Source organism: Achromobacter sp. 10T422 (genome assembly GCF_056394065.1).
The window spans coordinates 322660-335820 of sequence record NZ_JBFTHD010000003.1 but is presented as its reverse complement, the minus strand read 5'-3'; the positions used below and the strand labels follow the sequence as shown (position 1 = coordinate 335820).

The following is a 13161-nucleotide window of genomic DNA, read 5'->3' as shown; positions in this document are numbered from 1 at the left end:
ACTGTGCGGCGGCAGGGTGAACGGATCTCGGCATAAAGCAACCTCTCTTGGTGCGCCCCGGGGGCTTACGGTGGTCGAAGAATGCCAGTGCGCCCGAGCCGCGTGGACCCAGGGAAATCCACTATGAAGCGAATGGCGCACATCGCCGCTTCCGCATCGCAAACCCTTGATCTGCAATGTATTTATGCGCATTCGGAGCACCGCACAAAAGGGCATCCGATAACGGGGCGTTATGACGCCTGCGCAAAGATTGATAGCCGCGAACGGCCTGCCAGGGACCCGCCCGGGGACGCGCTGCTAGACTGCCTGCGGCCCTTTGATTGATTGACCCCTTTCAGGCAGTGATCCCATGCGCTTTATCGACACTGAACAGACCCGCAACGCGCTGTCCTTTGACGCCGTCATTCCCGCCTTGCGGGACGCGTTTCGCGACGGCGCCACCGTGCCGCCCCGCCACGTCCACGCCATCCAGTCCGGCACGGCGCATGGCACCACGCTGATCATGCCCGCATGGAGCGACCGCGGTTATTTCGGCGTGAAGATCATCAACATCTTTCCCGAGAACACGCATCAGGGCTTGCCGGGCCTGCACGCCACCTACAACCTGTACAGCGCCACCACCGGCGTGCCCATTGCCCAAGTCGACGGCGACATCGTCACCGTTTACCGCACGGCGGGCGCGGCGGCATTGGGCGCGGACTATCTGGCAAGACAGGATGCCCGCACGTTGTTGATCGTGGGGTCGGGCCGCATCGCGGGGCTGGTCGCGCAAGCCATGCGCACCGTGCGCCCGATTGAACGTGTGCTGGTGTGGAACGTGCGCGCAGCCGGCGCCGACGCGCTGGCGGCGAGCCTGCGCGAACAAGGCTTTGACGCCAACGCCACGACCGACCTGGAAGCCGCCGCGCGCCAGGCCGACATCATCAGCTGCGCCACGCTGTCCACCGTGCCGCTGATCCAGGGCGCGTGGCTGCGCCCCGGCGTACACCTGGATTTGATCGGCAGCTTCAAACCCGAAATGCGCGAAACTGACCCCGCCTGCTTTGACGGCACGACGGTGTACGTGGACACGGATGAAGCGCCGACCAAGTCCGGCGATCTGCTGTCCGCTTTCGATGCGGGCGTGCTGACGCTAGACGCGATTCAAGGAGATTTGCATCAGTTGACGACGGGACAACGTCCGGGCCGGCAACGTGATGACGAGATTACGGTGTTCAAGGCCGTGGGCAGCGCGCTGGAGGATTTGACGCTGGCGACGTTGGTGTATGAGGCGGTGAGCGACGCGGCTTGAGGGGAGACGCGCAGGTGAAGCGCGGGAGATGCATGGGTCAAATGCGATTTCTGTCCGGCTCGGCCAATTCCACCGGCAGATGCTCGCGCATGATTTCGATAAAGCGGCGTAGCCGCGCCGGCTGAAAGCGCGACGGCGCATACACCAGGAACACGGGCAAAGCGTCTGCGCGCCACTCGGGCGCCAGATGCACCAAGCGGCCCGCAGCCAAATCGTCCTGCATCGCCCAGGCCGATCCCAAGGCCACGCCCAGCCCCAGCACGGCCGACTTGCGCAACGCATGCAGCCCATCGGTGGATAAGCGCGGCTGAATGCCGAAGCGTTCCGTCGCTCCCGTCGTGCAATGCGTCAGGCTGACTTCGGTGCGATAGAACGTACGCAGCGCCAGCCACGGCAAGCGCGCCAGCTCGGCAGGTTCTTGCGGCACGGGCGCGCCCTGCAACAGATCGGGCGACGCGATCACGATGCGCGGCACCTCGCCCAACTTCACGGCAATGACTGACGGGTCCGTCACCGCGCCCACCCGAATCGCGCAATCCACGTTCTCGGCAATCAGGTCGGGCATGCGGTCATGCAGCAGCCATTCCACGCGCATGTTCGGATACTGCTTCAGATATCGCGCCAGCGGCTCCACGAATTGGTCCTGGCCGAACGCATGCGGGGCCACCACGCGCAACGTGCCGATGGGTTCATCGCCCGCGCCACGCACCTCGCTTTCAAAGGACTGCCACGTTGCGATCAGTTCCTTGGCGCGTTCGTAGCAGCGCTGCCCATCTTCGGTCAGGCGGATGGCATGCGTGGACCGTTGCAACAAGCGCACCCCAAAGGTGCGCTCCAACAATTGCAATCGGCGGCTGACGGTCGGCTGCGTGCCGCCCATCTGCGCGGCGGCGGCTGACAGGCTGCCGGCCTCGACGATACGCACGAAAGTTTCGATCAGCAGCATGCGGTCGGTGCCGGCTGCGGCGGTCAGGGCAGAGGTGGTCATACGCCTATCGTATAACGGATGTACCCCTAGGTTGGCTACCAAAACGCGGGCCGGAAGCCCAGAATTTGCCCCGTACTCGATCCCTCGGATAGCCCATCATGTCTTCCCAAACCTCTGCCTCCCATCCAGCCAGCACGCTATCCAGCGGCCTGGTTTTCCTGCTTGCCGTCGGCGCGGGCCTGTCGGTTGCGTCCCTGTATTACAGCCAGCCCATGCTGGGCGTGCTGGGCGTGGACATCCACGCCAGCGCTGAAACGCTGGGCTGGATTCCCACGCTGACGCAGCTGGGCTATGCCTTCGGCATCCTGATGCTGGCGCCGCTGGGTGACCGCCATGACCGCAAGCACATCATCCTGATCAAGGCCGCCGTGCTGAGCCTGGCGCTGCTGGCCGCCGCCGTGTCGCCGTCCATCGGCGTGCTGCTGGCGGCAAGTTTCGTCGTCGGCCTGTCGGCGACGCTGGCGCAAGACATCGTGCCCGCCGCCGCCCATCTGGCGCCCGTTGAACAACGCGGCAAGATCGTCGGCACGGTCATGACCGGCCTGCTGCTGGGCATTCTGCTGTCACGCGTGGTCAGCGGTTTTGTCGCCGAGCAATTTGGCTGGCGCGCCATGTTCGTGGCGGCCGCCGTCACCATCGTGGCGTTGGGCGCGGCGTTGTGGCGTGGCCTGCCGCGCTTCGTGCCGACCGCACAGTTGTCTTACGCGGCCTTGCTCGCGTCGCTTGCCACCCTGTGGCGCCAACACCCCGGCCTGCGCCGCGCCGCCACGGCGCAGGGCTTGCTGTCGCTGGGCTTCAGCGCGTTCTGGTCGACGTTGGCGGTGATGCTGCATGGCGCACCGTTTCACTTGGGTGCAGGCGCGGCGGGCGCGTTCGGTCTGGCGGGTGCAGCCGGCGCACTGGCCGCGCCGCTGGCTGGCCGCGTCGCCGACACCCGCGGCCCGCTGGCCGTGGCCAGCCTGGGCGCGGGGCTGACGATGGTGTCGTTTGCCGCGATGATCTTCCTGCCGATCCTGTCGCCGCATGCCGCGCTGTGGTTGATTGCGGGCAGCGCCATCGGCTTTGACCTGGGCATCCAGACCTCGCTGATCGCGCATCAGAGCATCGTCTACGGCATCGACCCCGCCGCGCGCAGCCGTCTTAACGCCATCCTGATGACGGGCGTGTTCATCGGCATGGCGGCAGGGGGTGCATTGGGCAGCCTGGCGCTGGCGCACTGGGGCTGGACGGGCGTCACCGTGGTAGCGGCAGGCGCGGCGGCCTTGGCGCTGGGCATGCGCGTATGGCCGGGCGCGCGCCGCAGCGTGGCGCTTACTCCGGCGCGTTGATCTCGTCGGCCGTGATGATCTCGGCCACCAGCACCACGCCGGGCCCGTCCAGGTAATACTCTTCCTGGGCGGGCGCGCGCAACTTCATATAGGCGTTCTCGCCGATCTGCATCGTATGCCCGGCGGCCAGCTCAGCGCCGCTGTCGCGCATGTAGCCCAGGATATTGTTGAAGATGTCCGAGTAGTACTCGCCTTCGTGGTGGCCCTGGGCCAGCGCGGCGAAGTCGGGCAGGCCGAATTGGTCTGCGCCATAGGTGCGCATCCACACGCCTTCCACGCCTTCGACTTCGTACTTCACGAAGCCGCAATACAGCATCGTCAACGGCAGCGTGCGCAAGAGGTCCAGGCTTTCTTCACCCAGCGATTCGCCATCGAACACGCCCGCCGGCAGCGACGTATGCGCGTGTTCGTTCATCACCGCCATCGCCTTGAAGCTCGTCAGCGCGCCTGCTACCGCGGCCAGCGCCACGTATTGCTCCAGCACGTCTTCTTCAAAGCCCGCGTAGTACAGGATGAGATGGCTGGCGTGCGCGCGAATTTCTTCCTTCACCGTGGCCGGGTAATGCGCCGGCGCCACGCACATTTCCAGCGCGTCCTTGGGATAGGGCGCGTTGAAACCCACCAGCCGCACCACATGCTTGCCCCAGCCGACCAGGCCCAGGAACTCCGGCATGTCCGGCGCAACTTCTGCGCGCGCATCGCTCATCGACGGGTGATAGCCGCGCAGGGCAGCCGCCAGCGTGTCTTCGGTCACGGCCAAGGGCGCAGCGAACAACACTTGCAGGCTCAGCGGGTTCTCGATGGCGGGGTTGGCCACCAGCGCACGTGCGTCGGCGGATTCTTCCTTGCGGCCAAAGAAGCGGGAAAAGATGCTCATGGGGTGTCTGGGGCGGTAAGAATAAAAACGGGGGCAGTATACGTTTGCCCTTTTCGCCCGAGACGCCCTTGTCTCCATTGGACACATCTCTCACCGTGGGGGTTATTCGGCGAATCCGTCCGGCCCCACGGCCTGCACCACGTAATCAATGAACGACTTGATGCGCGACGATATCGCCGTGTTGCGGTAATACACCGCATTGATCGGTTGCCTGACATCCTGCGTCTGCTTGACCAGCAGTTGCTGCAACGTGCCCGCCTTGCGGTCGCCACGCGTCATGAAATCCGACAGGCACACAACGCCGCCATCGTTTAACGCCAGCTGCCGCAAGGTTTCACCGCTGAAGGCGCGCACGGCGGGTTTCACATGCAGGGCCTGCCCATCGGCCTCCAGCAGCGGCCATTCATTCAGCGATTCCAGCTGCGAAAAACCCAGCAGCGTATGCGACGCCAGATCGGCCACGCGCTTCGGCGTGCCATGCGCCGCCAGATAGCCGGGGCTGGCCAGCACGCGCACGCGGCTGTGGCCCAACAGCACCGCATGCAGCGAAGAATCCTTCAGCCGTCCGATGCGTATCGCCAGATCCGTGCGGCGCTCAAGCAAGTCAATGTTGCCCTCGTTGCTGTTGAGCTCCAGCTCCACCTGCGGATAGCGCTTGCGGTAACCGGGCACCAGCGGCGCAATCACATGCAGCATGAAGGGCGACGCCGCATCCACACGCAGCAGGCCCGCCGGCTGATTGCGGCGCACGTTCATGAGTTCTTCGGTTTCTTCCACCGACGCGATGATGCGCCGCACCTGCTCCAGATAGGTCTTGCCTTCTTCGGTGAGCTCAAGCCGGCGTGTGGTGCGGCGCATCAGCGTCGTCTGCAGCTTCTCTTCCAGCCGGCTCATCGTGCGGCTGGTGGCGGAAATGGTCTGCCCCAGCACGTCGGCGGCAGCGGTGATGGACCCGCTGTCCACGACCGCAATAAAGACCTGCATTTCGTCGAGAGTGGTTTTCATATTTGACGTTATATCAAAAGTCTTTCGCCCATACCGGGCTTTTTCATCAAGTATCTCGCGGGCACACTAGCGTCATTCCCAGGCCGAAAGCGCCTGGACCCCCGAATCTTCTCCGGAGTTTTACATGAGCATTCCCGCATTTGGCGTTGGCACGTTTCGCTTGCAAGGCCAGGTCGTCATCGACTCGGTGCGCAACGCGCTGGACGTCGGCTACCGCGCGATCGACACCGCGCAAATCTACGAGAACGAGGCCGAAGTGGGCCAGGCCATCGCCGAGTCCGGCGTGGCGCGCGAAGACCTGTTCATCACCACCAAGATCTGGGTGCCGAACTATTCACAGGCCAAGCTTGCCGCGAGCCTGCGCGACAGCCTGACGAAACTGCGTACCGACTACGTCGACCTGACGCTCATCCATTGGCCCGCGCCCGGCAACGGCGTATCCGTCGACGAATTCATGACCGCGTTGGCCGACGCCAAGTCGCAAGGCCTGACCCGCCAGATCGGTATCTCGAACTTCCCCATCGCTGAAACCCGCGCCGCCATCGCCGCCGTGGGCCGCGACGCCATTGCCACCAACCAGATCGAACTCAGCCCCTATCTGCAGAACGCCGCGTTGACCGCGTTTCTGAAGGAACAAGGCATCCATGTAACGTCCTACATGACGCTCGCCTACGGCAAGGTGCTGAAAGACCCCGTCATCCAGCAGATCGCCAGCCGCCACAACGCCACGCCTGCGCAAGTGGCGCTGGCCTGGGCCTTGCAATTGGGGTATTCGGTGATCCCGTCGTCGACCAAGCGCGACAACCTGGCCAGCAATCTGCTCGCGCAGCAACTGCGGCTAACGAGCGAAGACATGGCGCAGATCGCTGCGCTGGAAAGGAACGGCCGCGAAGTCAGCCCGGACGGGTTGGCGGCGGTTTGGGATTAAGGGGCGCGGCCGCCGCGCGCCCCGGCCAAGCGTTTATCGGGGCTCTCCCGCATGATCGCCACAAACGCGTCGATCAACGGATTCGGATTATCCGGATGGCGGGCGGCGGCCAGTTCTGCGCGAAACGCGCCCGGCCCGCGAATACCGACGTAAGCCAGGATGTCCATGCGCATCCGCGCAAGCGAGGCCGGCACCACCGCGGCGCCAAAGCCCGCTTCGACCAAGGTCAGGATCGTGGGAATCATGCTTTCCTGCACGATGTTGGCGGGCTTGCCCGCCGCTTCGATCATTTGCCGCAACACCTGGCTGAAGTAACGCGAGCGGTCGCGTGCATAACCCACCAGCGGCAACTCCAGCACCTGCGCCATCGTTACCCAGCGCTTGGCCGCCAGCGGGTGATCGTTGCGCAATGCCAGCACCATCGGCTCGGCATACAGCGGCACCGGCGCCAGGTCGGCATCGGCGAAAGGCGGACGCAGTAACGCCAGGTCCAGCCGGCGCTGATGCAGCGCATCGGGCATGTCGCTGGAGTTCATTTCTTGCAAATCCAGCATCACGCCGGGATAGCGCTGGCGGAATGCAAACAGCGCTTGCGGCACGTTTGAGTACGCCGCACTCGGCGTCAAGCCAATGGTCAACTGGCCCGCATCGCCCCGCGCCGCCTGGCGCACATAGCGTAGCGTGGCCTCGTGTTCCACCGCCATCTTCTGGATGCGGCGTTGCAGTTCAGCGCCCGCCGACGTCAGCCTGACCGACCGGGTCGTGCGCTCAAGCAGCTGCACGCCCAATGCCTCTTCCAGCTTGCGCACGCTTTGGCTCAATGGCGGCTGGCTCAGGTGCAGCCGCTGCGCGGCGCGGCCAAAATGCAGCTCTTCGGCCACCACGGCAAAGACCTGAAGCAATCGGCTGTCGATCAGCATTTATTTTCCTGAAGAATCAATAACAAGAGAATAAGGTATTAGACAACCTAATCGCCGCTTCCTACTATGCGCTGACAAATCAACAGCAGGGGAATTCCCCTGACCATCAGGGGAGTGCCATGGGTACGACAACCGCAACCATCAAACTGCTGGCCGGCGCCTTTGCCGCCAGCCTGTCGCTGGCCTCGGCCAGCGCCCACGCGCAAGCCGCGTATCCCACGCAGGCAATCAAATTCATCGTGCCTTACGCCGCAGGCGGCAGTTCGGACACGCGCTCGCGCCAGTTGGCCCAGAAGCTGAGCGACTCACTCGGCGTACCCGTCGTGGTGGACAACAAGCCGGGCGCAAGCGGCAACATCGGCACCGGGCAAATCGCCACCGCCAAGCCCGACGGCTACACCATCGGCCTGGGCAACTTCGCGCCGCTGGCCGTCAACAAGGCGCTCTACACCATGCCTTTCGATCCGGCACGGGACCTGGCGCCCATCGCCCTGATTGAACGGGGGCCGATGGCGCTGGGCGTGAACGACAAGTCGCCCTACGCCAATCCGGCCGCGCTGATTGATGACGCCAAGCGCAATCCGGAAAAGCTGAACTACGCCTCTACCGGCGCGGGCAGCGCTTCGCACCTGAGCACCGAATTGTTCAAGGAGCAGGCCGGCATGAACGCCACCCACGTGCCGTACCGAGGCGGCGCGCCCGCGGTCAATGACTTGATCGCCGGCAATGTGGACTTCTACATCGAACTGCCCAGCCTGTTCCTACCGCATGCCACCGGCGCCACGCCGCGCATCAAGATGCTTGCCGTTGCGGCCGACAAGCGCGTGCCGGGCCTGCCCGATGTGCCGACGTTCAAGGAACTGGGCTTGCCAAACATGGTGGTATCGAACTGGTTCGGCGTGGTTGCGCCTGCCGGCACGCCGCCTGATGTGATCAAGACGCTGAACGAACACATCAACCGCGCGCTGCAAGACAAGCAGTACCGTGACGTCGTCGAATCACAAGGGGGTGAAGTTGCAGGCGGTACGCCCGAACAGTTCAGCGCCTTCATCGCCAGCGAAAGCGAGCGCTGGACGCAACTGATCCGCCACAAGCAGATCCAGGTTCAATGATGCGGAAAGCGCACGCCGCATGGTCTCGCAGCACGGAGCGGGACGACGCCATCCAAGCCTGGGCATGGCTGGCCGAGCCCAACGATGCGGCGCCCGCCACGGGTGCGCTGGCGGGCGTGGGATTCGGCGTCAAGGATGTGATTGACGTGGCCGGTATGCCCACCCGTTGCGGCTCGCCCGCCACGTCTTCCGACCCCGCGCGGTGGGACGCCAGCTGCGTCGCGCAGCTGCGCGCAGCCGGTGCGGTTCCCATCGGCAAGACGGTCACGGCGGAATTCGCGTACGTGTCACCCGGGCCCACCCGCAACCCTCACCGGGCCTCGCACACGCCCGGCGGCTCATCCAGCGGTTCGGCGGCCGCCGTCGCCGCTGGTATGGTCGATATCGCCTTGGGCACACAAACCGGCGGGTCCATGATCCGTCCGGCGGCGTTCTGCGGCGTGGTGGGCTTCAAGCCCACCTTCGGCCGCGTGCACCGGCAAGGGATGACGGTGCTGTGCGATTCGCTCGACACCATCGGCTGGTTCAGCCGCACGGTGGCGCAGTCTCAAACCGTGGCGTCGGTGTTGCTGCCTCAGGACGCGCCGCGGGTTGCGACCACGCGCGCGGCGCTGAGTGTTCCCTCGCTCGCGCCGCTGATTGTTCCCACGCGCGCGCCGCGCGTTGCCGTGCTCGTTTGTGACGGCATCGGAACGCTGGAATCCGCATCGCGGCAAGCGCTGGAAGACGAGGCAACGCGCTTGCGTCAGCAGGGCGCTACCCTCTTCACGCCCGGATACGACGCCGACCTGAAAGAACTTTTGCACTTGCACTCGCGAATCATGCACGCCGAACTGGCGCGCGCCATGCTGCCGGTTGCACACAGCCCGCAGGCGGACCAGTTATCGCCCGCTTTGCGGGATGCGGTGACGCTGGGCTTGGCGATTCCTTACGCGGAGTACGTGCAATGCCAGCAGACGCGCGACCGCCTGGCGCGGGAATGGCTGGAACGCTTTGCCGACGTCGACGTCATCCTCACGCCCAGCGCGCCCGGCCCCGCGCCCGAAGGCTTGCAGTCGACAGGGTCGTCGGTGTTCAACCGCGTCTGGTCGCTGCTGGGCTGGCCTGCGCTGCACGTGCCTACGGGCAAGACCGCCAGCGGCCTGCCCGTCGGCGTGCAATGGGTCGCACGCCCGGATCAGGATCACGCGTTGCTGGCATGGGCGGCAGACCGGCAAGCATTGCCGGCGCCAGCACCCTGATCGAAGCCACGCGCGGCTTGGATCAGCATCGCTTCGCTGCCCGCCGCGCCTAGCAGCTCCAAGCCGACCGGAATGCCGCCTGGCGTAAACCCGATCGGCACACTCAACGCCGGCAAGCCGGTTACGGCGGCCAGCAAGCCATTGCCGCCGCGTTGCGGCTCGCCCAATAGCACGGGCGCGCCGCGCACGCTGGGGTAGGCCAACATGTCCAGTGACCCCGATGCCAGCGCCGCCAAGACGTCCGCGCGAATCGCGTGCGCACGGTCAAGCGCGGCTTGACGTGCGCTGCCGTCCGCATCGCGCACGGCATTGCGCTCGCGCAAAATCGCCATGACTTCCGGGTGCGGATACGCGCCGTCCAGGATGTCGTCCAGGCTGCGCACCGGCAACCCGGCATCGCGCAGACAGTCTGCAAGCGCATCGCGGAACTCGTAGCCGGTGACATTCGCGGCCGCCAGCCGCGCATCATCCAACGCCATCGGCACGGGCTGAACGTGCGCGCCGTTCGCCTGCATGCGCGTCAAGGCGGCGCGCACGTGATCAGACACGTCGCACTCTTGCTCCGCGCCGCCGTAAAGCGCATCAAGCATGCCGATGCGCCACGGCGAACCGGCCCGAGGCGCGCTCGCCGTTCCCGCATCCGGCCCCGCCATCACTGACCACAAGACCGCCAGATCATCCGCGCACCGCGCCATCGGCCCTACGGTATCCAGCGTAGGCGACAGCGGCACCACGCCTGCGGTGCAGCAACGGCCCGCCGTCGGACGCAAGCCCCACACTTGGTTGAATGCGGCCGGGATGCGGATGGAACCGCTGGTGTCGCTGCCAATCGCCACCGCCGCAAAGCTTGAGGCCACCGCTACCGCGCTGCCGCCGCTGGACCCGCCCGGCACGCGCGCCGCGTCATACGCGTTGCGCGTCCGGCCAGACAAGGACGACACATTGGTGATGCCGCAAGCCAGCTCGTGCAGCGTGGTCTTGCCCAGCACGATGGCGCCGGCGTTACGCAAGCGCTGCACGACGTCCGCATCGTGCTCAGGCCGCCGTTGCGCCAAGGCCCGCGAGCCAGCGGTGGCGGGCATGCCCACGACGTCGATGTTGTCTTTGATCAGAACAGGAATGCCGTGCAGCGGGCCACGCCGCTGCCCCGCGCGCCGCTCTGCGTCGCGCAATGCGGCTTCGTCCGCGGCGTGCGGATTGATCGCCAGCACGGCATTGAGCGCAGGCCCGTGCGGGTCATAAGCGGCGATGCGCGCCAGATAGGCGCGCACCAGATCGGCCGCAGTCAAGCTGCCCGCCGCCATCGCCGCTTGCAACGCGGCGACTGGCTGCGCGAACACCGCGTCGCCATCGGGCAATGGCCCCGCCAGCAAGCCCGGCCGGTTCATCGGAAATGGCACGCCACCCATTGCTGACCCGTGGCCGATGCAACGGGCCGTTCGGTCAGCGCGGGCTGCGTCTCGCGGCAGATGGGCTGCGCCAGCGGGCAGCGCGTATGAAAGCGGCAACCGCTGGGCGGGTTCGCAGGGCTGGGCGGATCGCCTTGCAGCAGCTTTCGCTGCGCGGGCTTGTGCGGGTTGGGCACGGGCACGGCAGACAGCAGGATCTCGGTATAGGGATGCCGCGGCTGCGAGAACAGCGTATCGCGGTCAGCCACTTCAACAATGCGGCCCAGATACATCACGGCCACGCGGTGGCTGATGTGGCGCACCACGGCCAGGTCGTGCGCAACGAAGAGATAGGCGATGCCCATCTCTTGCTGCAAGTCCATCAGCAAGTTGATCACCTGCGCCTGCACCGACACATCCAACGCCGATACCGGTTCATCGCACACGATCAGCTTGGGCCGCAGCGCCAGCGCCCGCGCAATGCCCAGCCGCTGCCGCTGCCCGCCCGAAAATTCGTGCGGAAACTTCTTCATGGCTTCCGGACGCAGCCCGACCTTGCCGAACAGCCAGGCCAGCTCGTCCACGCGCGCACGGCCACCCGGCATCGGATAGTTGCGCAGCGGCTCACCCACGATATCGCCCGCGGTCATGCGCGGGTTCAACGACGCGTAGGGGTCTTGGAAAATGATCTGCATGTCGCGCCGCCGGTTGCGCATCTGCTCCGGCGTCAGCGCCAGGATCTCTTCGCCTTCCAGTTTGACCGAGCCGGATGTCGGCTGAATCAGCCGCAAGACGGATTTGCCGGTGGTCGTCTTGCCGCAGCCGGACTCACCAACCAGCGCCAGCGTTTCGCCTCGCGCCACATTGAACGACACGCCATCCACCGCCTGGATGACCTTGCGGCGCGGCTTGAACCAGCCGCCCGCGCCGGGGTAGTGCATCTTCAAGTCGCGGACTTCTAGCAAAGGCGAAGCCGGCGCCGGTTGTTGCGTCAGGGCGCTCATGCTTGCACTCCATTCAGGGCGGCAGGGTTGGCAGGGGACGACAGGGCTTGCAGAGCAGGCTGCGCCAGCACGCGCGCCACCTCATGGCAGGCCACCACATGATCCGCGCCGTGCGACGACAGCTCGGGCGCTTCGATCCGGCAGCGCTCGGTGGCGTAGGTGCAACGCGGCGCGAAACTACAGCCTTTGCCCAACTCGCTGGGCGCAGGCACCATGCCGGGAATCTCCGCCAGGCGCTGCGTGGACGCATTCATCGACGGCATCGACCCCATCAGCGCGCGTGTGTAGGGATGCAACGGCGTGTCGAACAATTCCGTCACCGAGGCTTCCTCGACCTTGCGCCCTGCGTACATCACCGCAACCCGGTCGCAGCATTCCGCCACCACGCCCAGGTCGTGCGTGATCAGCACGATGCCCATGCCCAGCGTCTTCTGCAAGTTGCGCAGCAGGTCGATGATCTGCGCCTGAATCGTCACATCCAGCGCGGTCGTGGGTTCATCCGCAATCAGCACTTCGGGGTTGCAGGCCAGCGCCAGCGCAATCATTACCCGTTGCCGCATGCCGCCCGACAACTGATACGGGTACTCATGCACCCGGCGTTCCGGCTCGGCGATCTGCACCAGGCGCAGCATCTCTTCGGCGCGCCGGTACGCGTCGCGGCGGCCCAGCTTCTGGTGCACCATCACCGTCTCGGCGATCTGCCGCCCCACGGTCAGCACCGGGTTCAGCGACGTCATCGGTTCCTGGAAGATCATCGAGATGCGGTTGCCTCGAATCTGGCGCATCTGCTTTTCCGTGAGGCTGAGCAGGTCGGTGCCGCGATAACGGATCTGTCCGCCGGCAAAGCGGCCCGGCGGCGTCGGCACCAGACGCAGAATCGACAGCGCCGTCACGCTCTTGCCGCAGCCGGACTCACCGACCACGCCTAGCGTGCGGCCGGCCTGGACTTGATACGACACACCGTCAACCGACCGGACGGTGCCGGAAACGGTATCGAAGTACGTGCGCAGATTATCAACTTCAAGCAGCACGTCGCCAGGGGCGACGGCGGTGGCGGGGGATAGGGCCATGGCGTCCTC

General features: G+C 65.6%; 12 protein-coding genes. 5 read left to right on the top strand and 7 right to left on the bottom strand.

The annotated features are described in order from the left end of the window. The first annotated feature begins 349 nt into the window (after nt 1-349). A complete protein-coding gene (gene lhpI, locus AC1DB0_RS09160) occupies nt 350-1291 on the top strand; it encodes a bifunctional Delta(1)-pyrroline-2-carboxylate/Delta(1)-piperideine-2-carboxylate reductase (RefSeq protein WP_476757388.1) in 942 nt (313 codons plus the stop codon). Nucleotides 1292-1328: 37 nt separating this feature from the next. On the opposite strand, the gene AC1DB0_RS09155 is transcribed toward lhpI, so the two are convergent. After that, nucleotides 1329-2279 (bottom strand): LysR family transcriptional regulator, encoded by a 951-nt coding sequence (locus AC1DB0_RS09155; protein ID WP_476757387.1) that lies wholly within the window; start codon nt 2277-2279, stop codon nt 1329-1331. A 98-nt stretch (nt 2280-2377) separates the two neighbouring features. Between AC1DB0_RS09155 and AC1DB0_RS09150 the strand changes: the two genes are divergently transcribed. Next, nucleotides 2378-3607 (top strand): MFS transporter, encoded by a 1230-nt coding sequence (locus AC1DB0_RS09150; protein ID WP_476757386.1) that lies wholly within the window; start codon nt 2378-2380, stop codon nt 3605-3607. On the opposite strand, the gene AC1DB0_RS09145 is transcribed toward AC1DB0_RS09150, so the two are convergent. Both AC1DB0_RS09145 and AC1DB0_RS09140 read right to left on the bottom strand, forming a co-directional pair. Beyond that, nucleotides 3591-4484, bottom strand: coding sequence for a DUF4261 domain-containing protein (locus AC1DB0_RS09145; protein ID WP_054421115.1), 894 nt, complete (start codon nt 4482-4484; stop codon nt 3591-3593). The two genes, AC1DB0_RS09150 and AC1DB0_RS09145, sit on opposite strands and share 17 nt — an antisense overlap. 102 nt (nt 4485-4586) lie before the next feature. Then, nucleotides 4587-5489 (bottom strand): LysR substrate-binding domain-containing protein, encoded by a 903-nt coding sequence (locus tag AC1DB0_RS09140; RefSeq protein ID WP_054421114.1) that lies wholly within the window; start codon nt 5487-5489, stop codon nt 4587-4589. Between the two features lie 124 nt (nt 5490-5613). Here AC1DB0_RS09140 and dkgB point away from each other — a divergent pair, with 124 nt between their 5' ends. Beyond that, nucleotides 5614-6417 carry a 2,5-didehydrogluconate reductase DkgB gene (gene dkgB / locus AC1DB0_RS09135; protein WP_175170639.1) on the top strand — a complete coding sequence of 268 codons (804 nt, stop codon included), beginning with the start codon at nt 5614-5616 and terminating at the stop codon, nt 6415-6417. On the opposite strand, the gene AC1DB0_RS09130 is transcribed toward dkgB, so the two are convergent. After that, complete coding sequence (locus AC1DB0_RS09130) at nt 6414-7337, bottom strand: LysR family transcriptional regulator (RefSeq protein WP_476757385.1); 924 nt, start codon at nt 7335-7337, stop codon at nt 6414-6416. The two genes, dkgB and AC1DB0_RS09130, sit on opposite strands and share 4 nt — an antisense overlap. A 119-nt stretch (nt 7338-7456) precedes the next feature. Here AC1DB0_RS09130 and AC1DB0_RS09125 point away from each other — a divergent pair, with 119 nt between their 5' ends. Beyond that, a complete protein-coding gene (locus AC1DB0_RS09125; protein ID WP_054421108.1) occupies nt 7457-8449 on the top strand; it encodes a Bug family tripartite tricarboxylate transporter substrate binding protein in 993 nt (330 codons plus the stop codon). Beyond that, nucleotides 8446-9690 (top strand): amidase, encoded by a 1245-nt coding sequence (locus AC1DB0_RS09120; RefSeq protein WP_476757384.1) that lies wholly within the window; start codon nt 8446-8448, stop codon nt 9688-9690. The genes AC1DB0_RS09125 and AC1DB0_RS09120 overlap by 4 nt, the downstream gene beginning before the upstream one ends. On the opposite strand, the gene AC1DB0_RS09115 is transcribed toward AC1DB0_RS09120, so the two are convergent. From AC1DB0_RS09115 to AC1DB0_RS09105, 3 genes are read right to left on the bottom strand one after another with little or no spacing between them, the layout of a single operon-like run. Next, nucleotides 9633-11090, bottom strand: coding sequence for an amidase (locus AC1DB0_RS09115; protein ID WP_476757383.1), 1458 nt, complete (start codon nt 11088-11090; stop codon nt 9633-9635). The genes AC1DB0_RS09120 and AC1DB0_RS09115 overlap by 58 nt on opposite strands. Continuing rightward, nucleotides 11075-12082, bottom strand: coding sequence for an ABC transporter ATP-binding protein (locus AC1DB0_RS09110; protein ID WP_054421106.1), 1008 nt, complete (start codon nt 12080-12082; stop codon nt 11075-11077). The genes AC1DB0_RS09115 and AC1DB0_RS09110 overlap by 16 nt, the downstream gene beginning before the upstream one ends. After that, nucleotides 12079-13152 carry an ABC transporter ATP-binding protein gene (locus tag AC1DB0_RS09105; RefSeq protein ID WP_342066289.1) on the bottom strand — a complete coding sequence of 358 codons (1074 nt, stop codon included), beginning with the start codon at nt 13150-13152 and terminating at the stop codon, nt 12079-12081. Before AC1DB0_RS09105 ends, AC1DB0_RS09110 begins: the two co-directional genes overlap by 4 nt. Nucleotides 13153-13161: the final 9 nt, after the last annotated feature.

What these genes read in the sequence shown, in the direction of transcription:
- AC1DB0_RS09140 (WP_054421114.1), bottom strand. Translation starts at nt 5,489, where the DNA reads ATGAAAACCACTCTCGACGAAATGCAGGTCTTTATTGCGGTCGTGGAC.
- AC1DB0_RS09105 (WP_342066289.1), bottom strand. Translation starts at nt 13,152, where the DNA reads ATGGCCCTATCCCCCGCCACCGCCGTCGCCCCTGGCGACGTGCTGCTT.
- AC1DB0_RS09155 (WP_476757387.1), bottom strand. Translation starts at nt 2,279, where the DNA reads ATGACCACCTCTGCCCTGACCGCCGCAGCCGGCACCGACCGCATGCTG.
- AC1DB0_RS09145 (WP_054421115.1), bottom strand. Translation starts at nt 4,484, where the DNA reads ATGAGCATCTTTTCCCGCTTCTTTGGCCGCAAGGAAGAATCCGCCGAC.
- AC1DB0_RS09110 (WP_054421106.1), bottom strand. Translation starts at nt 12,082, where the DNA reads ATGAGCGCCCTGACGCAACAACCGGCGCCGGCTTCGCCTTTGCTAGAA.
- dkgB (WP_175170639.1), top strand. Translation starts at nt 5,614, where the DNA reads ATGAGCATTCCCGCATTTGGCGTTGGCACGTTTCGCTTGCAAGGCCAG.
- lhpI (WP_476757388.1), top strand. Translation starts at nt 350, where the DNA reads ATGCGCTTTATCGACACTGAACAGACCCGCAACGCGCTGTCCTTTGAC.
- AC1DB0_RS09125 (WP_054421108.1), top strand. Translation starts at nt 7,457, where the DNA reads ATGGGTACGACAACCGCAACCATCAAACTGCTGGCCGGCGCCTTTGCC.
- AC1DB0_RS09150 (WP_476757386.1), top strand. Translation starts at nt 2,378, where the DNA reads ATGTCTTCCCAAACCTCTGCCTCCCATCCAGCCAGCACGCTATCCAGC.
- AC1DB0_RS09130 (WP_476757385.1), bottom strand. Translation starts at nt 7,337, where the DNA reads ATGCTGATCGACAGCCGATTGCTTCAGGTCTTTGCCGTGGTGGCCGAA.
- AC1DB0_RS09120 (WP_476757384.1), top strand. Translation starts at nt 8,446, where the DNA reads ATGATGCGGAAAGCGCACGCCGCATGGTCTCGCAGCACGGAGCGGGAC.